20 protein-coding genes are annotated in these 23,375 nt (G+C 60.1%); 11 read left to right on the top strand and 9 right to left on the bottom strand.

Annotation, left to right across the window (positions count from 1 at the left end; all coding sequences use genetic code 11):
* Nucleotides 1-234 precede the first annotated feature (234 nt).
* The 6 genes from CGK93_RS10870 to CGK93_RS10845 all read right to left on the bottom strand — a co-directional run bounded on the left by CGK93_RS10870 (nt 235) and on the right by CGK93_RS10845 (nt 8,511).
* Nucleotides 235-2,547: a beta-L-arabinofuranosidase domain-containing protein gene (locus CGK93_RS10870; protein ID WP_089594832.1), complete on the bottom strand. Its 2,313-nt coding sequence runs from the start codon at nt 2,545-2,547 to the stop codon at nt 235-237.
* 83 nt (nt 2,548-2,630) lie between these two features.
* On the bottom strand, nt 2,631-4,235 hold the full coding sequence (locus CGK93_RS10865) for an alpha-N-arabinofuranosidase (protein ID WP_089594831.1): 1,605 nt from the start codon (nt 4,233-4,235) through the stop codon (nt 2,631-2,633).
* A 33-nt stretch (nt 4,236-4,268) separates the two neighbouring features.
* The gene (locus tag CGK93_RS10860) at nt 4,269-5,273 is read right to left on the bottom strand and encodes a LacI family DNA-binding transcriptional regulator (protein WP_198318422.1); all 1,005 of its coding nucleotides are present in this window, start codon (nt 5,271-5,273) and stop codon (nt 4,269-4,271) included.
* A 19-nt stretch (nt 5,274-5,292) separates the two neighbouring features.
* Complete coding sequence (locus CGK93_RS10855; RefSeq protein ID WP_198318421.1) at nt 5,293-6,096, bottom strand: carbohydrate ABC transporter permease; 804 nt, start codon at nt 6,094-6,096, stop codon at nt 5,293-5,295.
* 104 nt (nt 6,097-6,200) lie between these two features.
* On the bottom strand, nt 6,201-7,166 hold the full coding sequence (locus CGK93_RS10850) for a carbohydrate ABC transporter permease (RefSeq protein WP_089594829.1): 966 nt from the start codon (nt 7,164-7,166) through the stop codon (nt 6,201-6,203).
* Between the two features lies 1 nt (nt 7,167).
* Complete coding sequence (locus CGK93_RS10845; protein WP_089597386.1) at nt 7,168-8,511, bottom strand: twin-arginine translocation signal domain-containing protein; 1,344 nt, start codon at nt 8,509-8,511, stop codon at nt 7,168-7,170.
* A gap of 497 nt (nt 8,512-9,008) precedes the next feature.
* Between CGK93_RS10845 and arfA the strand changes: the two genes are divergently transcribed.
* Nucleotides 9,009-10,514, top strand: coding sequence for an arabinosylfuranosidase ArfA (gene arfA / locus CGK93_RS10840; RefSeq protein ID WP_089594828.1), 1,506 nt, complete (start codon nt 9,009-9,011; stop codon nt 10,512-10,514).
* 156 nt (nt 10,515-10,670) lie between these two features.
* Here the strand turns inward: arfA and CGK93_RS10835 are convergent, their stop codons facing one another.
* The 3 genes from CGK93_RS10835 to CGK93_RS10825 form a co-directional block, all read right to left on the bottom strand.
* Nucleotides 10,671-10,853, bottom strand: coding sequence for a hypothetical protein (locus CGK93_RS10835; RefSeq protein ID WP_089594827.1), 183 nt, complete (start codon nt 10,851-10,853; stop codon nt 10,671-10,673).
* A 473-nt stretch (nt 10,854-11,326) separates the two neighbouring features.
* Nucleotides 11,327-12,103, bottom strand: a complete 777-nt coding sequence (locus tag CGK93_RS10830) for a fumarylacetoacetate hydrolase family protein (protein WP_198318420.1) — start codon at nt 12,101-12,103, stop codon at nt 11,327-11,329.
* 57 nt (nt 12,104-12,160) lie between these two features.
* Nucleotides 12,161-13,027, bottom strand: a complete 867-nt coding sequence (locus CGK93_RS10825) for an IclR family transcriptional regulator (RefSeq protein ID WP_089594826.1) — start codon at nt 13,025-13,027, stop codon at nt 12,161-12,163.
* Between the two features lie 130 nt (nt 13,028-13,157).
* On the opposite strand from CGK93_RS10825, the gene CGK93_RS10820 reads away from it, so the two are divergent.
* The 10 genes from CGK93_RS10820 (at nt 13,158) to CGK93_RS10775 (ending at nt 23,184) form a co-directional block, all read left to right on the top strand.
* A complete protein-coding gene (locus tag CGK93_RS10820; RefSeq protein WP_198318419.1) occupies nt 13,158-13,880 on the top strand; it encodes a ribonuclease activity regulator RraA in 723 nt (240 codons plus the stop codon).
* Nucleotides 13,877-14,371 carry a nuclear transport factor 2 family protein gene (locus CGK93_RS10815; protein ID WP_198318418.1) on the top strand — a complete coding sequence of 165 codons (495 nt, stop codon included), beginning with the start codon at nt 13,877-13,879 and terminating at the stop codon, nt 14,369-14,371. Before CGK93_RS10820 ends, CGK93_RS10815 begins: the two co-directional genes overlap by 4 nt.
* A 51-nt stretch (nt 14,372-14,422) precedes the next feature.
* Nucleotides 14,423-15,634: an extracellular solute-binding protein gene (locus tag CGK93_RS10810; protein ID WP_089594823.1), complete on the top strand. Its 1,212-nt coding sequence runs from the start codon at nt 14,423-14,425 to the stop codon at nt 15,632-15,634.
* Between the two features lie 32 nt (nt 15,635-15,666).
* The gene (locus CGK93_RS10805) at nt 15,667-16,800 is read left to right on the top strand and encodes an ABC transporter ATP-binding protein (RefSeq protein WP_089594822.1); all 1,134 of its coding nucleotides are present in this window, start codon (nt 15,667-15,669) and stop codon (nt 16,798-16,800) included.
* A complete protein-coding gene (locus CGK93_RS10800) occupies nt 16,797-17,708 on the top strand; it encodes an ABC transporter permease (protein WP_198318417.1) in 912 nt (303 codons plus the stop codon). Before CGK93_RS10805 ends, CGK93_RS10800 begins: the two co-directional genes overlap by 4 nt.
* Nucleotides 17,709-17,817: 109 nt before the next feature.
* On the top strand, nt 17,818-18,606 hold the full coding sequence (locus CGK93_RS10795; RefSeq protein WP_198318416.1) for an ABC transporter permease: 789 nt from the start codon (nt 17,818-17,820) through the stop codon (nt 18,604-18,606).
* A complete protein-coding gene (locus CGK93_RS10790; protein WP_089594821.1) occupies nt 18,599-19,771 on the top strand; it encodes a mandelate racemase/muconate lactonizing enzyme family protein in 1,173 nt (390 codons plus the stop codon). The genes CGK93_RS10795 and CGK93_RS10790 overlap by 8 nt, the downstream gene beginning before the upstream one ends.
* 10 nt (nt 19,772-19,781) lie before the next feature.
* Complete coding sequence (locus CGK93_RS10785; RefSeq protein ID WP_198318415.1) at nt 19,782-20,678, top strand: SDR family NAD(P)-dependent oxidoreductase; 897 nt, start codon at nt 19,782-19,784, stop codon at nt 20,676-20,678.
* 27 nt (nt 20,679-20,705) lie between these two features.
* Nucleotides 20,706-22,229: an aldehyde dehydrogenase (NADP(+)) gene (locus CGK93_RS10780; protein WP_089594820.1), complete on the top strand. Its 1,524-nt coding sequence runs from the start codon at nt 20,706-20,708 to the stop codon at nt 22,227-22,229.
* A gap of 103 nt (nt 22,230-22,332) precedes the next feature.
* Nucleotides 22,333-23,184, top strand: a complete 852-nt coding sequence (locus CGK93_RS10775; protein WP_089594819.1) for an aldose 1-epimerase family protein — start codon at nt 22,333-22,335, stop codon at nt 23,182-23,184.
* The last annotated feature ends 191 nt before the right edge of the window (nt 23,185-23,375 follow it).

Genomic DNA, 23,375 nt, shown 5'->3' with positions numbered 1-23,375 from the left:
AATGCCTTTAGCTTCTTTGAGAGTGGGAATGCGCGCATAGATCTTAGTGCCTTTCATCTTGGATCGTTCTGAATACTTCTGATGAGCACCGACCCGTCGTATGGCCACCCCGGACCAGGGGTATTCGACGCCGTTGTCGATGTCAGAAATCTGTTTGCTCTGTCGTACGCAACCACTGCGCGTGGCACAGGTCCGCCCCAGGGGCTAATTCATGGGGATGATTGACGCGGTTCGTTACTCGTGGTGATGAACTTCAATGAGGCCATCTGCTGCGTCCGTCAGCAGCAGGAGCCGGGATAGGCGCGGCATGGGGTATCCATCCACGGGTGTGAGGACCAGGCGTGTTTCCGCCTGGCCGTGGGTATTGAACGGCATCTCGCAAACTCCGGAGGAACCCGCATGCACCACCACGCCGCCTTCGTCAGCATGGGAGAGGCTGAAGGCCGCATCGCCATCGTCTGGAAGCCATTCGATGCGGATGCTCTGAGCCACCACCGTCCAGTCGCGCAGCAAAAGAGTCAGGGAACCGGTGGGGCGGAGCCACTGCTTTCCGTCCGTCGTGGTGCCGCGTTCCGCTTGCGGAGAGGTGACTTCATGGTCCAGCTCCGGCTGCTGTTCGCCAAAGATGACCCCGTCTACCACACGGGCTTCCAATGCCGTTGAGGCCCGGTCGAGCTCCTCAAGGGCGGCCCTGACCGCCTCGACCTGCGCGGGGAACTCTGCCACTGGCCAGGAGAGCCGGTATCGGGCATCGTGAATCCGGTGTAGGGGTTTCAGCGTGATATTCTCCCCGTCGGCCGTCCTGATTGTCAGCGTCCCATCCGCCAGGGGCCTGGCTTCCAATGCGGAGGAGACGAGAATTGGAGTCTCCGCCAGTGGCCTCAACTTTCCGGAGGCTATATGAGCGGTCCGCTCGCCCGTCGTCTGGTACTGCAGGGCCGGATCCGGGATCTCCTGCGCGTACACAGTTGGGCCGCGTTGAATCCATCCCCAGGCCGAGCCATCGGGGGCGGGGACCAAACGCAGGGTAGGTTCGAAGGAGACCTCAATGGTTTCCGTCCCATTCCAGCAGCGCCGCAGACGCCACCAGCCGTCGCCGTCGTCGACAATCGGTGTAGCGTCGGCCAGGCGTGCACCGGCGTTTGCCGCCCAAGGCGGTATCCGGATGGCTAGCGTGAATTCGTGAGGTTTACTGACGGTAACCTGAATTCGTGCGCCGGATCCTTTGGGCAGGTCAGAATCAATGGAGATGACAGCGCCGAACCCCGTCCAGGTTACTTCGCTCGCCAGAAGCCATGTGATGCGGAGCTCGTCTGCCTGTGTTGCATAGACGTGCGCGCCGTGACGGGCATGCGCCTCGAAGCCCGATCCCATACAGCACCAGAAACCGTCTTGTTCGGGCGAGTAGACCCGGTAGTGGCCCGGCCGGTGTGAGGTGAAGTAGACCAGGCCACCGTGCTCCGGGTGTTGGGTTGAGAGGACATGGCTGCACTGGGCAAGCTCAAGATAGTCCAAGTACTTCGTGTCGTCGCTGAGGAGATACAGCTCGGCTGCCAGCTTGACCATGTTGTAGGTGTTGCAGCTTTCCGGCCCCTCGCGTGAGAGGAACATGGGAGTGAAGTCATCACGACCATGAAAATGTTCCCGGACACCATGACCACCCAGTGCGCTGCTGCGCCGGAAGGCCACGTCATCGAAGAACCGCCGTGCAGCGGCGCCGAGGCATGCGGTTTCGCTGTCCTCCAACCTCAAGAGCCGGGCCGCTCGCTCTATGGTGGCGTAGCCCACCATCACGGGAATCTGAGTGTTGGCGTGCAACCCGGCGAGCGGATCTTGCTTCCCCTCGCCGGACAGCGATAGGACGCGCTCAAGAAGTTCCTGCCGAACAAATCGCTTGGCCAGGCCCAGATACCGTTCGTCTTTCTTGAGCAACGCCAACCGGGCGAAAGATTCAGTGAATCCCCCGAACTCGGTGACCAGAATGCTTTCCAACGCAGCTTGGTCAAGGCGCTCAGCTGTTGCCAGCCACCACTGCCCGAAGTCATTGAGGAGCGCATCGGCTTCCACAGACGGGACCTGCTCGGCAACGTCGATCAGTCCGGCGAGCGTCTTGTGCAGGTTATACAAAGGCACCCACCGGCCGTTCAGGGCAAAGGGCGAGGCCTCGATCGATCCCCGGGCGAGTTCTTCCCAGAGCTCCTGTCCGTCTGGAACACCGCCCAGATATCCCGTTGCCAAAGCGAGCTGCGTGTCGCGTAGACCTCTGATCAGTGTGCCCATCATGTCCACAGCCCGCGAGTCAGCGCCTGCCGCCACCGAAAGAGCAAGAGCCGAGAGGACGTGACCCGCGGTGTGGCCGCCGAGCCCGGAATCCTCCCAACCGCCGTAGGGCTCCGCTAAGGTAGGGATTCCGGCTTCCCGCCTGTACGGAACGAGGAGACGCTCGGTGTCCAATCGCAGCAGCGCTTCAAGGTTCACCCGCTGCGCTTGCTCGAAGTCACCTGGCCGGAGGCGGACCGCAGCCAAGGGCCGGAAATCAACACTCATTGATATCTCATCTCTGAAAGTTTGTTTCTGGGAACGGCACGGCCCCACCCTGGTTCACCGGCGGGCCTGCTGGGAGCCTCAGCTCAGCAGTTCAGGCACGGTTTGCTCCCCGACGAAGAGTTAACGACGGCGGACACGGTCGCCTGGGCGGTCGCGGGAGCGGCACCCACGATCGTGCCGTGCACCGTGGCAAATGAATGTGCCGGCAACCGCAGTACGAACTGGCCGTCCTCACGCTCCTTCACCTGCAGCGGGCGGGGGGCGACGGCTTCGGGGTGTTCAGGTGCATTGAATGCGGCCACATGATCACCGCCCAGCACGAGCGCGGACACCTCCTCAAGCTGCCCACCACGCAGATCGAGGACGATCTCTTTCTCGCCATCGAGTTCCAAGTTGGCGACGGAGATCAGCACTTGACCGTCTTTGGTACTTGCCGAAGCGGTAAGGGTGGGCAGTGGTGCATCGTCCAGCTGGTGTGCGGCGTCCGAGGCAAGGTGTGTGTGGAGGGCACTGGCATCCTGGTGACCGGCGTTCATGGCGAAGACATGGAAGGTGGGAGTCTTGACGAGTGCACCCGTCTCCGGGTCGGTGAGCAGCATGGCTTGGAGCACGTTGACTGTCTGGGCGATATTTGCCATGACCAGGCGGTCTGCGTGCTGGTGGAAGGAATCAAAGTGGATGGCAGCAACCAGTGCGTCACGGACGGTGTTCTGCTGGTACAGAAAGCCTGGGTTGGTGCCGGGCTCCACATCCCACCAGGTGCCCCATTCGTCCAAGATCAGGCCCACGGCCTTGTGCGGGTCGTAGACGTCCATCATGGTTGAGTGTGCGGCGAGCAGCGTCTCAATGTGTTGGGCAGCTTTGATCGTTTTCCAGTACTCATCTTCGCTGAACGCTGTTGCCGAACCTTTGGCGTCCCAGTGACCCGACATCGTGTAGTAATGCAGGGAGATGCCTTGGTAGGGGGCGCTCTTGCGGTTGGAGTCGCCCTTGTCGTGGAGCGCCTCCATGAGAGCCTTTGTCCATGCGACATCGTCGGCGTTGGCGCCTGCAGCGATCCGGTAGACCTCGTTGCCGTTGTGGTTGCGGACATAAGTGCTGTATTGGCGTGCCAGATCGGCATAGGCCTCTGCACGCATGTGACCGCCACACCCCCACGGCTCGTTGCCGACTCCGAAGAAGGGAACCTTCCAAGGCTCGTCCTGTCCATTGGCCCGACGCAAGGCTGCCATTGGGGAATCGTCCGCTCGGGTGAGGTACTCGATCCATTCACTCATCTCCCGGACCGTGCCCGAACCTACGTTGCCGTTGACGTACGCTTCAGCGCCGAGGAGGTCGCACAGATCCATAAACTCATGGGTACCGAAGGCGTTGTCCTCCACAACGTCGCCCCAGTGTGAGTTGACGACACGCGGACGCTCCTCGCGGGGTCCAATGCCGTCCTGCCAGTGGTATTCGTCGGCGAAGCAGCCCCCCGGCCACCGCAGGTTCGGAATGCGCAATTCCCGCAAGGCGGCGACGACGTCGTTGCGGATGCCGCGGGTATTCGGGATCTCACTGTCCTCCCCTACCCAGAAACCCCCGTAAATGCACCGGCCGAGATGCTCGGCGAAATGCCCGTAGAGGTGACGGTTAATGGTCGGACCCGCGATGTCAAGATTGACGACGAGCCGGGACTCAGATGCCATAGTGCAGAATCTCCAATGTGTTTTGGGTTGGTTTTAGCTGGTTGACTCTCGGGCGATAAGCCGGAAAGGTGCCACGAGCTCGCGCCCGCGGTGGGAACTGTCCTTGATCCGTTCGGTAAGGAGGTTGAGTGCTGCACTGACCATCCAGTCATGGTCAGGGGCGATTGTGGAGAGGGACGGTGTGGAGAACTTGGCTTGCTCAATGTCGTCGTAGCCGATGACACGTACGTCCTGGGGAACTCGGAGTCCCAGATCTGCCAAGCCCCTTATGACGCCGAAGGCCACGGTATCTGTCACAGCGACGACGCCGTCGAACTCGACGCCTTCTTTCCCCATTTGCCGGATGCCGTCGGCAGCATCATGCATGGTCGGCTGGTCCATCGGGACCAGCAGCCTGGGATCTTCCGGGAGTCCTGAATCCGCGAGTCCCTGACGGTAGCCCTGGAGCCGGTCGACGACCACATTATGGGTTTCGCCCTCGGGTGAAGGGTTGCTCGCCCAGGCGATGCGCTTACACCCTTGTGATGCCAGGTGCACTGTTGCCGCCCTGGTCCCTTCGCTGTTGGGCATGGCGATGTGGTCAACCGTCTCCTCGAAGAGCTTTTCGCCGAGCAGGACCAAGGGGATGGACTGATTGAGCAAACGTGCTTCCTCCGGCCCGATCCCGATAGCCGACAGGATCAGCCCATCGCATTCAAGCGTCCTGGAGAGCGCGACGGCGTCGATCTCCCCCTGGACATGCGCTCCGGTCTGCTCAACCGTCACTCTGTAACCTCGCTCCGCTGCCTGGGCGACTACCCGGCCGGCGAGTTCGGCAAAGTAGGCGTGCTCAATAGCTGGAACCGCGAGCCCAATGACGCCCGTGGTGCCGGTGCGCAAGGTCCTCGCCGAGCGGTTCATGACATACCCGCTCTCCTCCACTGCCTCAAGGACCCGCTGGCGGATCTCCGTATTGACGGAGCGGCGTCCATTGACGACGTTCGATACCGTCATGGTGGAAACTCCGGCCAGGCGTGCAACATCCGACATCTTGACCATTGCGGACCTCTTTCCCGTGTTATTTAATTCCGGCGGCGCTGAAATTCTCCGTGTAGCGGCGCTGGACGAAGAAGAACACCAGAACCACAGGTATCACGTAAAGGATTGACCCTGCCGCAATAAGGTTGTTCAAAGGAAAACCCCTTTCATTGACGTAGCCCGACGAGAGCGCCACCGCGAGCGTAGTGTTGCTCTGGTTCAACAGGAGGTTTGGCGCGATAAAGTCGCCCCAGGTTGCCAGGAAGGACATCACGAATGCAGTAACGACGATCGGTTTCGAGATCGGCAGGAAGACCTTTACGAAGATCCCCAGTTGCGAACAACCGTCCAGAATCGCCGCTTCCTCAAGTTCCTTGGGCAGTCCGGCGAAGAACTGTCGGTACAGGAATATCAGGTAGGGAGACCCTGCCAGGCCCCAGATCACCCACGGCCAGTAATTCCCCACGAGCCCCACTTGGGAGAACAGGAGGTAGGTGGGAATTAGCGTCACGATGCCGGGCATCATCATCATGGCGATCAGGACCCCGAAGAGGATCCTTTTCCCTGGGCCGTGGAGTCTAGCGAATCCGTACCCCACCAGGGCTGACGAAAACGTGGTCAAGACGCCGCTGATAGTGGCAAGGAACAGCGAGTTCACGGCATACGCCATGAACGGGACCCTCGTGACTGCCTCCACGAAATTCTCAAAATGCGCGGGAACAGGCCAGAAGACCACCAGCGCGGAGTTGAGCTGCTCGGATGATTTGAACGCCGTCGCAACGACCCAGTAGGCAGGGAACGCGAGCACTGCCGTGATGGCACCCAGCGCCAACATAACCAGCATGCGCGACCTGCGTCTGGCGGTTCTCCGGCTCCGCGATCGGTGAGGCCGTGGTTCGATGGCTGGCTCCTCTGCAAGACTCCGACTCAGCTGTACCTCCGGAGCGATCATCGTTTTCCTCCACCATTCGAAGGATCGACCGCGTAGAACACGGTTTTACGGCTAAACCGGAAGAACAGCACCGTCACTAGGAGGATCGCCAGGAAGAACAGCCACAGCATGGCCGAGGCATAGCCGTAACGGGAGTATGCAAAATACTGGGCATAGACGTCGATCATGAACACCCTGTTCGCTTCGGGCACCGCGGTGATCGCGGCCGGGCCTGTCGCAGGCGACAGCAGCAACGCTGGCACGAAGGTTTGCAGGACGCCAATGGTGGCCGTGATGGTCTGGAAGAGCAGCACCGGGGAAATGGTCGGCAGCGTCACAGAGGTGAAACGGCGCCAAGGTCCAGCCCCGTCAAGCGTTGCGGCCTCCAGCAATTCCGGTGAGACATCCTGCAACGCCGCGAGATTGATGATCATTCCGCCGCCAATACCCCAGAGCATGAGTGCCAACAGCACCACAAACACCTGCTGGCCGGTCATCCAGTTAACCGCGTCCTGGCCGAACCAGGCACGGATGGCGTTGATGGCCCCGGAATCCCTGTCGAAGAGGAGCTTCCAGCTCAGTGCCGCAGCGACCGGCGGGAAAATCGCCGGTAGGTAGATCATGGTGCGCCAGAACGAGCGAAGACGCACCTTCTGGTTGAGGAGCACCGCCAGCCCGAGGCTGCCGGCCACCGTCAGCGGGACCACGACAAGTGCCAATAGTCCGGAGCGTCCCATACTCGCCCAGGTCTCCGGGTCGGTCAGGACATCGACATAGTTCTTCGCCCCGATCCAGCGGAACCCGGGGCTCACCCCGTCCCAGTTGGTCAAGCTGACGCCGAAAGCATAAGCCAGGGGGAACAGCGTCAACAGGATCGTCCCCAGAATCCAGGGGGAGACAAAGAGATAGAAGGCGCGGCTCCGCCGTCGTGTTTGTAGGCTGCTTCGCCGTGCCGGCACAGCGCGTGTCAGGGTGGCGACCATGTCAGCCGCCAATGCGGGAGACACCCTCGTCAAGGAGGGCATTGCACTTCGCGTTGGCTTGGTCAGCGAACTGGCCGGCCGTTAGGGAACCCTCGACGAGCTTGGGGAACAGGTCAGAGACGGCTGCGGTGAGGGCAGTGACAGTCGCATACGGGGAGAAGCTCAGGACCTTGGCGTACTTGTCTTCCTCCTTCTGCACCTCCAGCGCAGCCTTCTGAAAGGCTTCCTTGGCAGGAAGGTTCGAACGCAGGCTCTTGATGACAGGAAGGCCGCTGCCAGTCGCAGCCCGGTCTACGGCCGGCTGCCCGGCAGTGAACCACTCGAGGAAGGCGAAGCTGCCATCGGCGTTCTTCGCCTTCTCCGGAATCCAGTGCCCGGTCGCGCTCGTGGTCGGACTGACACGCTGCGTGCCCAGCAAAGGGGCCGGCGCCATCCGGGCGAAGCCAGGAGCCGTAGCGTCCGCCCCCACGATGCCGGTCACCCAGTAGCCACCCGCAGCCATGGCCTGACGCTGGGCGCTGAACGGTGGCCAATCCCAGCCGTCCGGGTTGGGGTCCACTAACGTGTAGCCTGCCTTGGCCGTGGCCACATCACCTAGCCATCGGATGGCCTTCTGTGCCTCAGGCGTGCTGAAGTCCACCTTCTTGAAGTCCTCGCTGAACAAGGAGACCCCAGCCGTTGCGAGCATGCCCTGGAGGACCGCCACATCGGGACTCGTGGCGAACAGACCGTATCGGGTGACCTTACCGGCCTCGGACTTGGTCATGGTCTTGGCGATTTCCAACAGATCATCGTATGTGGGTGGGTTGGCGCTGTCCGGAGCCTTGGCCCCCACCTCCTCGAAGACGGACGTGTTGTACCAGAACATCATGTCCAGGCTCCAGTCCTTGGTCAGTCCGTAAGTCTGCCCCGCGCCTTGGGTGGTACCGTCCCACTTCCACACATCGTTGACGGATTCCAGATCGGAGGACTTAAAGAGCGAGCTCTTCGCAATGTAGTCATCCAGTGGCTTCGCGATCTTTCGCGTTGCCAGGTAGGGGGTTATCTGGGCTCCCGCACCACGTACCAGGTCCGGCGGGCTTCCAGCTGCGAGCATTGCATTCAGCCGGGTCTCGTCGTACTTGACAAAGGTAATCGGCGCTTCAGGGTTCTTTTGCTGCCACGCAGCGATCACGTCCTTGGTGATCTCCCCTTCGTTGCCCATAATAGTGATGCCGCCCGTGCCGGACGTGCCACTTCCCGGTGGGGCCGGGGAGTTAACTGTGCATGCGCTGAGAGCGGCGGCGGCGACGCCCGCCGCGGAAAGGCCGAGGAATCCCCGGCGGTTAATTATTGATGTCTTCATACTGCGCACCTTCCTTGCTACGCGCTACAAAACGGCCGGCTTGGCAGTCGTGTATCGATAAACTGAGGTCCCCAAAAACTGGCTACAGAGGCCGTGGCGGGGAACGCATTTATCGTTACACGGGATTTGTGACCCGTCAAGCTTTTTCGCTATCTTCCTTCTCATTACTCGCCCGCCCCTGATATACGCCGGCCGCAGCACCCTGCCCCGAATGAGCTCCGACCCAGGTTTCTTCAGGACTCCCGGCGTGGCGGAGCGCTCCCGCGACGCAGCCAAGTCGCTCCCCCGAACTCGGGGCCGCAGCCCTCTAGGCGTACGCTCCGTTTATCGATACACTACTGGCGCGGACTACTTCTCCGCCTCCCCGCTCACCCGTGAACATTGCGCCTGGTGGCACCATCCAATGCCCGCTGACAGCTCAAGCGCGCACGTATCCAACACACGCGCAACCACTCGAAAGGACAGCACCCCATGCCGAACCTGGAAACACCCTCCCCGTGCCCGCAGCCAAGATAACGGCCAACCCGGCATTCGTCGTTGGGCCGGTGCGTCGGGAAACGTTCGGAGCGTTCGTTGAACATCTCGGAAGGTGCGTCTACACGGGGATATACGAGCCCGGCCACCGCACGGCCGACGACGCCGGGTGGCGGGGCGATGTGATCGAACTTACCCGGGAATTGGGTGTGAGCACCGTCCGATACCCCGGCGGAAACTTCGTCTCAGGGTACCGATGGGAAGACGGCATCGGGCCCAAGGGTGAACGGCCTGTTCGCCTCGACCTCGCATGGCACACCACCGAAAGCAACCAGGTGGGCCTGGACGACTTCATGGATTGGTGCGCCAAAGCCGGAGTCGAGGCCATGATGGCGATTAATTTGGGAACCCGCGGCACACAGGATGCTCTGGACGTCCTCGAATACTGCAATATCGCCTCCGGGACAGCACTCTCCGACCTCCGAAGGAAGAACGGCTCCGAGGAACCCTATGGCGTCACCTTCTGGTGCCTGGGCAACGAGATGGACGGGCCTTGGCAAATCGGCCACAAAACAGCCGAGGAATACGGTCGGCTGGCCGCTGAAACCGCCCGCGCCATGCGTATGATCGGCGGAGACAAACTTCGCCTCGTAGCCTGCGGAAGTTCCTCGTCCAAGATGCCCACCTTCGGCGAATGGGAACGCACCGTACTGACCGAAACCTACGAGCAAGTGGACTACATCTCGGCGCATCACTACTTTGAGAACCTCGGCATCCTCGAAGACCACCTCGCCGCCGGCGCTGTCATGGACCAATTCATCAACGACATCGCCGCTCACATCGACCACGTCAAGAGCGTCAAGAAGAGCGCTAAGGACGTCCACATCTCCTTCGACGAATGGAACATCTGGCACGGCAGCCAGCCGCGTAACCCCGCCCCAACAGGTACCGACTGGCCCGAAGCCCCGCCCCTCCTCGAAGACCTCTACACGGTCGCCGATGCCGTGGTCGTGGGCGATCTTCTCATCACACTGCTTAACAACACAGACCGGGTCCACGCCGCTTCCCTCGCCCAACTCGTCAACGTGATCGCGCCCATCATGACCCGCCCCAACGGCCCAGCCTGGAAACAGACCACTTTCCATCCCTTCGCGCTCACCTCCGCCAACGCCCAAGGGCAGGTTCTCCAACTCGCCGTCGAGTCTCCGTCATTTACTTCCCCCCAACATGGAGAGGTGCCCTCCCTTTCAGCCGTGGCCACCCACGATCCGGAAACCGGACAGCTCACAATCTTCGCCACCAACCGCAACACCACCGAGAGACTGCGGATAAGCCTCGATCTGACCGCGCTCGGTAGCCTTGAAATCGATCAGGCATTGACGTACTCCCACCACGACCCGCTGTGGTTCGCCACCGAACAGGACAGCTCCACCGTCCTGCCCCAGCCCCTGCAGAACATCTCACATCATGACGGACACCTCGTCGCAGAGCTCGATCCCATCAGCTGGTCAATGATCACACTCGGCTGATCTATGGGCAGATAACCAGTGCAGGTTGACGCCGTCTACTACGCGTATGGCCATGTCCCGAGCGCCGTTTTGTGCTCGGCGCCCTGCCATTCCCTTCGGACAAAGGTGGAGACTACTCTGACGTCCAGTTTCTCTTTGGAGTTCAGATGCGGGGAGTCAACGGCCCAGGATAGGCACCGAAGCGTCGACATCGAGCGTGACCTCGGTAGTGGGCCACGTTGAGCGAGGAGACGCCGTGCCGAAGTGGTTTTGTCCGGCTACGGTCTTGGCTTCGATCTGGTCCGCCAGCGACCGAGAAGCGGATCCCAGCAGGGCGAACGGGTTGATTCGCTCCCTCACCCACACTCAAGTCAGCGCCGGTTGGGCGTATCAGGTAACGCAATTACCGTTTCCGCTAGCAGGAGCAGGGGTGCAGCGGCGATCTGTCATCCAGCCCTCTCCATACCTCTCGACACGGACACCTGAAATCTGACCGTGGTGGTTGGGCTCTCGAATTGAAGGGTTGTTGTCACGTTCCCTGCCGAGGGAGTGGGGCGTCCACACTTCAGGCTATGGATCTGACCATTGCACGGCAGCTGCGTGGCAGTAGGGCGGCGTTTCGCCCTGCAGCAATAGTGATGGCACAGCGACTCATGAGCTACGTCCCACACGGTTAACCGCCACACATCTGCACGCATCAAGTGCTCTTGGTGCAGAGGTTTCCGGTCGCTGGCCGGAGCTCGAGCAGGCCCGGTCCGGCTGCTTTCAACGCGAGAGTTTATGGGCCTGAATCCAGACATTCAACGATGCGCGCAGGAGGAGGGCCTAAGGTTCTACATGACGGGAACGGCAGCTGCCACAGGGTTGATGAGGCTGCCAATCCCTTGGACCTCGACTGTGGTTCTGTCCCCAGGATGGAGGAACTTGGGTGGCTTCATGAAGCCACCGCATCCGGAAGGAGTCCCGGAAAGAATGATGTCTCCCGGCCTTAGAGTGAACTGCCGGCTCAGATAGGCAATGAGCTCCTTCACACCGAACAGCATGTCAGCAGTGTTTCCGTCCTGGACGAGGTCCCCATTGACCCAAGTGCGTATCCTCACCTGCTGCGGATCGGGCATCTCGTCCGAAGTGATGATGATCGGCCCTAGTGGACAGAACGTGTCCAGTCCTTTGCCCCGGACCCATTGCGGGTCGCTCCTCTGTACGTCCCGTGCCGAAATGTCGTTTGCTGCTGTGTACCCAAAGACGTAGTCAAGGGCACGCTCCGCGTGGACGTTCCGTGCACGGCTGCCAATGATGACAGCAAGTTCGCCTTCCCAGTCAGCTTCCTGTGTTATCTCCTCGTCCAGAACGATGGGTGCGTTAGGACCGATGATGCTGGATGAGAGTTTCGGGAAGAGGTACGGGGTTTCCGGGACAGGGAAGCCCATGTCAGTAATGGTGTCCCTGTAGTTGAGCCCGATTCCAAAAATGGTGCCACCAGGATACGGAGCCAGCAGTTGTGGCATATGCAGCGGTTCCGCTGTTACATCCAGATTGGGGGCTTCGCCGGCCACGATTGAGAGCAGGTCCGTCTGGGTCAGCAGCTTCCAGACCCCTCCCTCGTCCACGGCTAAACGACTTTGTCCGCCATGGCTTACTCGGGCAATCTTCAAGGTGACCTCGTTTCAGGATCCGGTAGAGGGTGGGGTAATTGCAGGGTCATAGCCCAGGCGACGGGAAATTGCTTCAGCGGTGCTGGCCACGACTGCACCTATACGGGACAGTTCCGGACCAATTCGATCCGTTACTCCGGCAACGCTGATGGCGGCAACCGGGCGCCCCAGGTTGTCCCGGATGGCGGCCCCGCAGCAAGTGCTGGAAGGATCTATTTCACCGCGGTCTTCGGACCAGCCGCGGGCAATGGTGCGGCTGATCTCCTCTTCCAGCTCCTCTCGGGTTGTGATTGTTTGAGGTGTAAAGCGGTGGTACACAATTTTGGACATGATCTGTTCGCGCTCACCCTCAGGAAGTGCGGCCAGATAGGCCTTGCCGACGGATGTACAGTGCATTGGCCTTCGGGCACCGACGTCACCGTGCACCGCCACGGTCTGCGGGCCTTTGTCGCGGTAGATGAAGACCATCTCTGTGCCTCGCGGAACTCCCAGATTTACTGATTCCCTGGTCTGTTGTACCAGCATGCGCAGATACTCCGGGGCAATCTGAGCCACGTCACTGGACTGCACGGCAGCCAGCGCAAGACGGGCAGCAGCCGGCCCTAGGTGCCAGACACCCGCTCGGCCGATGTCATCAACATAGCCTCGCTGCCGCAGACGCTCCACCAGCCTGTACGTCGTGCTTCGGCTGACTCGGACTGCGGATGCTATCTCGCCGGTCGTCGCTCCTCTGGTAGTGGCCAGAAAATCCAGAATGGAAAGGCTCCGATCCAAAGCCGAAGCGGCAGTTCGATCTTTTACGGCAGTGTTACCTACCTCCGTCCCACTGAGTGGGACATCGTGGACTTCGTTGTCCCGACCATCAATAAGTTCGCTCATTTCCGTGCTCCACCTCACATTTCGCTAGATAACCGGCGATCCCCTGACCTAGCATCGAGTGTAACAGGAATCCCACTCACCGAGACGGCTTCCTATCTAGTGGTACTAAGAGGCAATTTAGGAGCATGAATTGAGTACTGATTCCCAAGGAGTGGACCAGAAGGTCCTGGAGACGTTGGCAAAGGTCAGCACGGCAACGTTGGCCACTCAACTGTTCAAGCACGGGCTCCGCCAGCAGTTCCTGGTAGGAGTGTCTCCTGTGGGACAGGTCAAGGAACCTTTCGCCGGTGAAGCGTTCACAATGCGGTTCATCCCAGCACGGGAGGATCTGGATACCCTTGAAGGACTGGCCGACGAGGACAACCTACAGTGGGCCGGCGTCGAACAGCTTCAGCCTGGGCATGTGATGATCATCGACAGCCGCAGCGACATCAGTGCAGCCTCTGCAGGGGACATGCTCGTAACCCGGGCAATGCACCGGGGAGCTAAGGCCTTCATCACCGACGGCGCCTTCCGCGATGGATATGTTCTCGAAACTTTGGACATCCCCACCTACGCGAGGGCCATCACGGCTACGACACGCCTGACAAGCTTCCATGTAGCGGACCTTCAGGTTCCCGTTGGCTGCGCCGGCGTCGCGGTCTACCCCGGTGACGTGGTTGTCGGCGATGCTGACGGCGTGATCATTGTCCCTCGGGCCCTGGCCGCAGTTATTGCTGAAGATGCCCTGGAGCAGGAACATCGGGAAGCGTATCTTCACACCCGGGTCCACAATGGCGAGTCCCTGCTCGGTGTCTACCCACCCAACGAAAAAACCATGGCTGAATATCAGGAATGGAAGGCCTCCAGGTGAACACGACACCCCCTAACCCCGCTGCCGGGTACGAAGCCTTGATCAGGACCTACTTCGATGGGTGCAACGAAGCCAACGTGGAAAAGATGGCCGCATGCTTCACGCAAGACGCTGTCCACTATTTTCCACCGAGCATGTACGGCGGGGCATGGATCGGGGGCCGTCTCATAGCCGAACGCTGGGCTCAGTTCGTGGCCACCAAAGGTTCTGCGTGGACAATCGACCGTTTGGTCGTGGCACCGGACTCACACCAGGCCGTCATCGAATGGACGCACTATAAGACCTTGGAGGGAGCAATCCTGCGCGGAGACGAATGGTACATCTTCGATGAAGAAACAGGCCTCATCAAGGAAATCCGGGCCTACTACGCTGCCGCCCAACACTCTGACGTTGCTGTCAGCGAGCTCGAAGGTTTCGACTATGCCGGCCGCGGCTACCATCTCAGCTGCCCGATCCCCCGCCAGCCAACAAGTTCGACTCCTGGCGCCTAAAACAAACTTCCGCCCGCCGAAGGCGACGGGCACGAGACAACGGAGACTCACATGAAGTACTTAAAAACCCTGACTGCCATCTCATTGGCTGCCATGGTGCTTGTCACCGGCTGTGGGGCGCCCAAGCCTCCCAGCACCGCCAACGCCGCAGCCGGAGAGGTCACCCTCCCCACCGAACCGCTGACCATCAACGTCGTCGACGTCGCGGGAAACCTTCAACTCAGCCAGACAATCTTTGACAATTACCAGAAGGAACACCCTGATTTGGTCAAGGAGTTCACCTTCCAGAAAGTCAACGCCCCCGAACTTGTCGGCAAACTGCAGGCACAACAAAAAGCAGGACGCCTCGACATCGATCTGGTCCTGACCGGTTCAGACGGCATGGCCTCGGGCCTGAAGCAGGATGTCTGGTACGACTTGCTAGGCCAGCAGAAGGACAAGCTCCCCGACCCAGCCTCGATCTACGACGAAAACGTTGCGAAATTCCAGGAACTGGCGAACGGCAAGGGCCTTTCCTTCGTCTTCTATCCCGGCGGCCCACTCCTCGAATACGACCCGGCAAAGGTATCCGATCCGCCCAAGACCCCGCAGGAACTCCTCGACTGGGCCAAGGCCAACCCCAACAAGTTCTTCTACGCACGGCCGGCCAACTCCGGCATCGGACGCGCTTTCCTCATGGGACTTCCCTACATGCTTGGCGACAAGGATCCCAAAGACCCTGTCAACGGGTGGGAAAAGACGTGGGCCTACTTGGCTGAACTGAACCAGTACATCGACTACTACCCAACTGGCACGGCCCAGACAATGACCGAACTCGCTCAAGGCAACCGCTGGATGATTCCAACGACCACCGGCTGGGACATCAACCCCCGGGCCATTGGCCAGGTACCCGCGGAGATGCAGGTCAGCGCATTCGACAACTTCACCTGGGTAGGCGACGGGCACTTCATGACAGTTCCGAAGGGCATCGAAGGCCAGCGTCTGGCGGTGGTTCTCGACTTCATGAAATACGCCTTGGAACCCAAGCAACAGGCATACACATACGACTCCGGCTACCTCTACCCCGGCCCCGCAGTTAAAAACGTTCCGCTGTCCATGGCTCCCCAGGAGAGCCAGGACCTCATCAAGAAGTTTGGCCGCCCGCTCTACGACGAACTCATCGAAAGCCGCCCACTGGAAATTCCGCTTGAAGCAGATGCCATGGTTTCGGCCTTTGACCTCTGGGACCGCAACATCGGTGGTTCCAAGGTGCAGAAGAAGTAACCGGCGAAGAACAGGCCTAAGGAGACACAGACATGAACAACCCCACTACCAAACCTCAGCTAGGGCAGCTCCGCCTTCAAGGCGTCACCCGCAAATTCGGCGAGATAACGGCGCTGGATCATTTGGACCTGACAATCCAAGGTGGCGAATTCATCGCCCTTCTGGGCCCGTCGGGATGTGGCAAGTCAACCGCTCTCGGGTGTTTGGCAGGGCTCCTGCCGCTGAGTGAGGGGGCCATCTGGGCCGATGACGTCCGGATCGACACCCTTCCCTCTGAACGCAGGGAATTTGGCATGGTTTTCCAGAACTACGCACTCTTTCCCCATCTGAGCATCCGCGACAATGTCGGCTTCGGTCTAAAGGTCAGAGGAGTCAGCAAGCAGGAGACACGCTCGCGTGTCGATGAGGCGTTAACCATGGTTGACCTGCAGGAACATGCCAGCAAACTTCCGGGCCAGCTTTCCGGCGGGCAGCAGCAGCGCGTGGCCATTGCCCGCGCCGTCGTCCTCCGGCCCCGGTTGGTGCTCATGGATGAGCCGCTGTCCAACCTGGATGCGAAGCTCCGACTGCAGATGCGCACCGAAATCCGCCGGCTGCACCAAAGCCTGAAGCTCACTACCATCTACGTCACTCACGATCAGGAAGAAGCATTGGCCCTTGCTGACCGCGTTGTCGTGCTCCGCCGGTCCAAAGTCGACCAGGTTGGACCTCCCGAAGAGGTATACAATCGGCCGATCAACACCTACGTGGCCTCGTTCATGGGTTTCCGGAACCTGTTTTCCGTGGAGACTTCCTCCCCTGTGGGACAACAGGGAATCGCTTCGGTCCGCTCGCACGGAAACACGTTCCAGATCACCGCCCAGCAACCCATCCAGGCTGGCCGCGCCATCATGGCCATCCGACCCGAGGACTTTCAGCTGGGCCCAGTTGACGGAAACTCCCTCCGGGTCCGGGCGGTCGTCGTGGAATTCTCCGGTCACACCTTCGTCGTAGAGGGCATTACGGAGGCAGGGGAAGTAATCCACCTCAGGTTGAAAGACCGCGTCAGCGCCGGAGACACCATCGAAGTGGGATTCTCCTCCCACAGCGCACTTCTGTTCACTGGCGACGCATGCTCTGATGTCGTCAAAGCAGCAGTCGCCAATCAAGTCGAGGTCTTCTCGTGAGCACTTTGACCGACCGCAACCAGACGCCGAAACTGAATTTCCGACATAAACTGGCCGACCGCGGCGTCGACCCACTTCTCGTCCTTCTCCTGCCGGCAGTGGTCCTCCTGGGTGCCCTCTTCGTGTATCCCATGTTTTACGGCGTCAGCATCTCAATGGACCCACTCAACGGCGGCGGACCATTCGCCAACTACGTCAACTTCTTCACGGACCCCTTCCAATCCTCCACAATTTGGAAGACTTTAGGATTGGCCCTTCCTGCGGCCCTGATCAATGTCGGGGCGTCGGTTCCAATTGCCATGCAGATGCGACGCAAATTCCGGGGCAAGCGACTGCTCACGGCAATCCTCGTACTGCCGGTCAGCCTTGGTACGGTGATGGTGGCTGACGGACTGCTCCGATATTTCTCCCCCACTGGCTGGTTCAACCAGGCCGTCATGGGCATAGGCCTCACGGAGGAACCGCTCCGGCTAATCTACAACTACGCTGGCGTGCTGTTCTCCCTGATCATCACCGGTTTCCCGTTTGCCTTCCTGCTGACTCTGTCCTATCTTTCCGGGATCGACCCGACGCTGGAGCGGGCCGCAGCGACGCTGGGGGCCACCAAGTGGCAGCGCACCAAATACATCGTGATGCCCTTGCTTGCCCCCGGACTGGCGATGACATTTTGCCTTACCTTTGTCCTCGCCTTCGGAGTGTTCCCTTCGGCAAACCTCGTCGGTGAACCCACCGGGTCGACCCGCGTGCTTTCCATCGCGGCGTACCAGGCAGCTTTCGAGCAGTACGACTTCTCCCTCGCCTCATCCATCGCCGTCATCATGGGCGTCGTGGAGATGGTCATCATCGGTGCGGTTCTTTTCCTGCGGAGCCGCTTCTACGAAGGTTCCACCGCAGGAGGCAAAGGCTAATCATGACTACTACGACTACTCCCCCAGCACGTCAAGGCGGGCAACCGAAGCACCGTCAGCAACGAAAAGGACCAAACGCTCCCTGCTGCAGGTCGCTGTCTGGGTTGCTGTGGGATTCTTCCTCCTCAACCTCGCCGGCATCATACTCTCCGTCGTGGTCAACGCTTTCGGAACCACGTGGTTCAAGGGTCCCCTTCCTGAGGGATTCACTCTTCAGTGGTTCGGTCAAGCGTGGCAGGACTTCAACCTCGGTGACGTCCTGGTAACGACGCTCCAGGTGACATTCAGTGTCCTTGCCCTTTCGCTGGCTTTCGGAGTACCCGCCGCATACGCTTTGGCTCGCAGAGATTTTCCCGGCAAGAAGCTAGTTATGCTCCTGATGCTCCTGCCGGTGATGCTTCCTCCCATCACCTACGGCGTACCGTTGGCCACCTTGATGTACCAACTCCAGCTCGCCGGGTCCCTTACCGGTGTCATCCTGGTCAACCTTGTTCCGGCACTGCCGTTCGTCATTCTCGTCATGACCCCCTTTATTGGCCAGTTGGACCGGAATCTAGAGTCAGCCGCGCGTATGTGCGGAGCCAACACCTGGAAAATGTTCCGCATGGTACTTGTGCCTCTTCTCACCCCCGGCATCCTGGCCGCCGGCGTCTTGATTCTCGTCCGGACCGTCGCCATGTTCGAACTGACCTTCTTGGTCGCCGGCCCCAAGAGTGAAACCCTCATCGTGGCCCTATACTCTGCGGCCTTCTCAACCGGTATCCGCAGCGCGCAGAGCATCGACGCCATGGCCGTCATTTACACGGTCATGACCTCGCTGCTCCTCATGATTGCGCTGCGATTCGTCAACCCCACCCAGATTGTCGGACAAGTGAAGGGTGCCGCAGACGATGATTAGGCAGCCAACCCTTCGGCGGATCGAGACCTTCCCCTTGGAGCACCAACTGCCTAACGGTGGCTTTGGGCCCTCGAAGGTGAGTGTTCTGGCACGATCAGCGACCCTGGTGAAGGTCACAACCTCCGATGGCATAGTCGGTTGGGGTGAATCGTTCGGACCGCCCAGGATCGTCGCAGCGTACTTGGAAGACCTGGCTAGGGCAGTCATCGGGAAGCCCCTCGAGGTGAGGGAAGGAACCTGGCTGAATCGGCTCAGCACCGGTTACCACTTGACGACGGGTGGGTTACACGTGGCCGCCATCAGCGGTCTCGACACCGCGATGTGGGACGCCGCCGCCAGGACTTACGACGTTCCGGTCTCGGCCCTGCTGGGTGGAAGAGTACGCGACGAAGTCACCGCCTACGCCTCGACTGGCTACTATCACGACAAAGGTGACAGCGGTCCGCTCAGGGCCTACATCGAGGAAGCGGTGGCGGAGGGTTTCACTTCCGCGAAAATCAAAATCGGTTCCGGTGTCCGTGATGATGCAGAACGCACAGGCATTGCAAGGGAACTTCTCGGTCCCACTGGGGTGCTGATGGTGGACTACAACGCGAACGCGACTGTAGACACTGTCCTTGCCTCTTTGCGGGAAGTCACGACTTTTGACCCCTATTGGATCGAAGAGCCACTACCACCGGACGAGATCCGCGGCTGGGCCATGCTTCGCAACCAAACAGGGCTTTCACTGGCTGCAGGCGAGGCCCTGTACACGAGATTCGGTTTCCGGGATTACATCGCAGAGAAGCGTATCGATGTTGTCCAGCCCAACCTCTCTGTCTGTGGCGGGTTCACAGAAGCAAAGGTGATCTCGCAGATGGCCACCGCATGGAACCTCCGGGTCGCTCCACATGTCTGGGGTACGGGCGTCCTGATTGCCGCAACGCTCCAGCTGCTCTCCACACTTCCGACCTCACCGTTCGGGGAGCGGAACGCCTACGCGCCGATGCTCGAATATGACCGTGGCGAGAACCCCTTCCGCGAAGGTGTCCTAAAGGAGCCAATCTTGGCACAAAACGGCCGCGTCCAAGTCCCGACCGGCAGTGGCCTGGGCGTCGAGATCAACGAGGACGCAGTGAGAATGTGGGCACTACCCACGCACACCCTGGACATCACCTCACCGTGAAAGAGAAGGAATGAACTACCAACAAGCCAACAGCACCGCCTGGGCATCCCCTGACATCAGCACAGGACACGGTATGCTCACTGGCCGCACAGCATTCGTTACGGGAGCCGGGCGGAACATCGGACGAGCCATAGCGATCCGCTGTGGATCAGAAGGCGCAAGCGTAGCCGTCAATGACGTGGACGCGACGGCAGCAGCTGCAGTGGTGGCCGAACTGCGCGACGCCGGTGTCCAAGCACATGCTGCTATCGGAGACATGTCGGATTTCGCTGTGGTGGACCGCGTGTTTGCAGAAACCGAGGAAGCTCTCGGGACTGTCGACATCCTGGTCAATAATGCCTACGTAAGGTGCGGTGACACCGCATGGGGCAACTTCCTGGCCGTGTCACCAGCGGACTGGGAGTTGTTCGTGGCAAAGAACATGAACATGCTCTACGGCTGCACGCAGCGGACAGCACGTGCCCTAGCAAGATCGAATCTAAAGGGTTCCATCGTCAACATCAGCTCCCACGGCGCTGAGAGAGCCCACCGTAACCACATCCCCTACGACTCAGTAAAAGGGGCGATGGAGTCGTTTACCAGGGCGGTAGCTGTAGATCTCGCACCTTGGGGTATCCGTGTCAACGCACTGCGTCCGGGTGCCATCGCCGTTGAAGGAGAGCCACCCATGTGGGATGACAAAGAGGAACTCCGCGCCGCTCAAATCCCTTTGGGACGCGCCGGTTCACCGGAGGACATTGCCGCCGGAGTTGTCTTCCTGGCCTCAGCCGAATCAGCTTTCATCACTGGTCAGACCTTCAACATCGACGGCGGGATGATGGCGCAGGGCCGCGCACCGCAGGTCGAAGGTGTTCCGGTCATGCACCCCGGCAACGCTGAGCTTCCTCCTACCTCACTCTTCCACTGATCCCCTATATCCAAGGATTCACACCACATGACCACCATCGCAGGTACTAACCCCTACACCGGAGAGCGTCTGGAGCCCGTGGCATCCGAAAGCTCCTCGGCCGACATTGCCCGCATCGTCATAAACGCCGGGAAGGCGTTCCCATACCTCGATAGCCTCGGCCGGGCAGGAAGAGCAGGGCTGCTCGAGACGATCGCAGATAGCCTGGACCTGAACGCCGAAGAGCTGATCAGGGCCGCTGATGAGGAAACCGGGATCGGAACGGTTCGTCTGACTGGGGAACTGAAAAGGGCGAGTTACCAGATGCGGTTCTTCGCCGGAGTCCTCAAAGAAGGCAGCTACTTGGAGGCGTCCATCGATACGGCTGGCGAAACCCCCATGGGCCCGCGCCCGGACCTGCGTAGGATCCTTCAGCCCATTGGACCTGTGGCCGTCTTCGGTTCCAGTAATTTTCCATTCGCCTTTTCCGTCATCGGCGGCGATACCGCATCAGCTTTGGCCACGGGCTGCCCCGTCGTGCTCAAAGCTCACAGCTCCCACCCGAAAACCTCCCAGATCTCCTTTAACATCATGATGACCGCAGCCAGCAACTATGGAGCCCCCGAAGGGATCTTGGGGCTCGTCTTCGGACAGAAGGCAGGAACTGCGCTGGTCAGCCACCCACTCATTCAGGCTGTAGGTTTCACCGGCTCGCTGAGCGGAGGGTCTGCCCTCATGGACGCCATCAGCCGCAGACCGCAGCCAATCCCTTTCTATGGCGAACTCAGCAGCCTTAACCCACTGGTAGTCACCCAGAATGCCGCAACTGAACGAGCTACCGACATCGGCGCCGGACTGGCGATGTCACTCACTACCTCTGCTGGCCAGCTATGCACCAAGCCCGGAGTCGTGTTTGTCCCCAAAGGTCCCCAGGGCGACGCAGTGGTTACGAGCCTTAGCAATGAGCTCGCAACTAGCGCCGTTTCACCCCTGCTCAACCGCCGGATCTTCGAAAGCTACGGCGTCATCACCGGGTCGTTGGAAGATCACGACGATATTGAAAAGGTAGCCATCGGCAAAATCGCGGACAAGGGCGGTTTCCGAGTGACCCCCGCCCTCTACAGCATCGACGCGTCACTGCTGCGCCCGAAGACAATCGAGGAGTGCTTCGGTCCCTCAGCCGTTATCGTCCGGTACGCTGACCAGCCCGAACTCGAAAACGCGCTCATGATGATTGAACATTCACTGACCATGACCATCCACACAGGTAGCAATGACGACGAGATAACGGAGCGGCTCACAGAACTTGGGCGGGCTAGAGCAGGCCGGATTATCTACAACGGTTATCCCACGGGCGTCAGTGTTGGCTGGGCACAAACGCACGGCGGCCCGTGGCCATCGACTAACTCCCTGCACACATCCGTTGGCGCCACGGCCGTCCGCCGGTTCCTGCGCCCGGTCACGTACCAGGATGCTCCCGCGGCGATCCTCCCAGATGAGCTCAAGGACGGAGTCGTTGCCGTTCCCACCCGAGTGAACGGACAACTGCACCTCCCGCAGACGCAGTCATGACCGTGCATCGGCTGGTGGTCCGGAAAGACTATAACGCCGGCGGACCAAGCCAACACTCGTGCCCGGACGATTGTGATTTCTGTACGAGCCCGGAAACGGACTGATGAAGATCCAACTCGAAAACGACCAGCTCCGCGCAGTTATTGACACTCATGGCGCGGAGCTGGTCTCTCTCCAAAATCGGAACCGTGTGGAATTAATGTGGTCCGGAGGACCGCAATGGCCCCACCACGCACCTTTGCTGTTCCCTATCATCGGGCGCCTGGTCGACGATGTCCTTCATCACGCCGGCAGCACCTACTCAATGCCGAAGCACGGATTCGCCAGGGAGATGGAATTCGAGGTTCTCGAGTCCACACCCCGTTCAGTTGGTTTGTTGCTCAACAGCAACGAAACAACAGCAGCGATGTTCCCGTTTCCATTCAGCCTGAAAACCACGTGGAAGATCGAGGGAAGTTCACTCAACCTCGCCGTCGCCCTGATCAACACCGGGCAGGACCCGATGCCAGCATCCATCGGTTGGCATCCAGCCTTCCACTGGGACCCGGAGCCTGGATGGCAACTGGTGTTTGACCAAGAGGAATCTCCTACGGTTCGACGGGTCAACTCTCTCGCACAACTTACCGCGGGCAGCCATCCCTCCCCGCTTCAGGGCAGGGTCCTCCATTTGGACGAGGGCATATGCGCCAACGGAGCTGTCATCTTTGAATCGGTAAACAGCAACGCCGTCCAGTACATCTCTCCCCACGGGCCCGTACTCAATATGAACTTCGGAAAATTCCAGCAGTTCGCCGTGTGGACGCAGCCCGGCGCAGACTTTATATGTTTGGAGCCGTGGTCCGGGCTGCCCACCCCCGAGACCTTTACTGATGAGATCGTCCGGCAACCGGGGCAAGGGCTGCTCCAACCTGGTGCGAAACGAACGTTCAATAGCCGGCTCACATTACTCCAGTAGACCCCCAGCTCTGCGGTCATCATCCGGACAGCTTAGTCGCCGTCAAAATGGGGGGAAATGGGCGGTCCGTTCGAGGAACGACCAAAGAGGAGTGCGCTTCCCACCGGGACAAGGGCGAGGCCACTTGTCTGTTGTATACGTCCGCTTCGGACGACCGTCGGGGATCAGATAAGAGGGCTCCGGACGGTCAC

It is taken from the genome of Arthrobacter sp. YN (genome assembly GCF_002224285.1).
Taxonomy (GTDB): Bacteria; Actinomycetota; Actinomycetes; order Actinomycetales; family Micrococcaceae; genus Arthrobacter.
The sequence above is the reverse complement of the archived record's forward strand: the minus strand, read 5'-3'. Positions and strand labels throughout refer to the sequence as shown.

Coding starts and splice junctions, on each gene's coding strand:
- CGK93_RS10780 (WP_089594820.1), top strand. CDS start 20,706: ATGACCACCATCGCAGGTACTAACCCCTACACCGGAGAGCGTCTGGAG.
- CGK93_RS10860 (WP_198318422.1), bottom strand. CDS start 5,273: ATGGTCAAGATGTCGGATGTTGCACGCCTGGCCGGAGTTTCCACCATG.
- CGK93_RS10805 (WP_089594822.1), top strand. CDS start 15,667: ATGAACAACCCCACTACCAAACCTCAGCTAGGGCAGCTCCGCCTTCAA.
- CGK93_RS10855 (WP_198318421.1), bottom strand. CDS start 6,096: ATGCTGGTTATGTTGGCGCTGGGTGCCATCACGGCAGTGCTCGCGTTC.
- CGK93_RS10775 (WP_089594819.1), top strand. CDS start 22,333: ATGAAGATCCAACTCGAAAACGACCAGCTCCGCGCAGTTATTGACACT.
- CGK93_RS10870 (WP_089594832.1), bottom strand. CDS start 2,547: ATGAGTGTTGATTTCCGGCCCTTGGCTGCGGTCCGCCTCCGGCCAGGT.
- CGK93_RS10790 (WP_089594821.1), top strand. CDS start 18,599: ATGATTAGGCAGCCAACCCTTCGGCGGATCGAGACCTTCCCCTTGGAG.
- CGK93_RS10825 (WP_089594826.1), bottom strand. CDS start 13,027: ATGAGCGAACTTATTGATGGTCGGGACAACGAAGTCCACGATGTCCCA.
- CGK93_RS10810 (WP_089594823.1), top strand. CDS start 14,423: ATGAAGTACTTAAAAACCCTGACTGCCATCTCATTGGCTGCCATGGTG.
- CGK93_RS10845 (WP_089597386.1), bottom strand. CDS start 8,511: ATGAAGACATCAATAATTAACCGCCGGGGATTCCTCGGCCTTTCCGCG.
- CGK93_RS10865 (WP_089594831.1), bottom strand. CDS start 4,235: ATGGCATCTGAGTCCCGGCTCGTCGTCAATCTTGACATCGCGGGTCCG.
- CGK93_RS10850 (WP_089594829.1), bottom strand. CDS start 7,166: ATGGTCGCCACCCTGACACGCGCTGTGCCGGCACGGCGAAGCAGCCTA.
- CGK93_RS10785 (WP_198318415.1), top strand. CDS start 19,782: ATGAACTACCAACAAGCCAACAGCACCGCCTGGGCATCCCCTGACATC.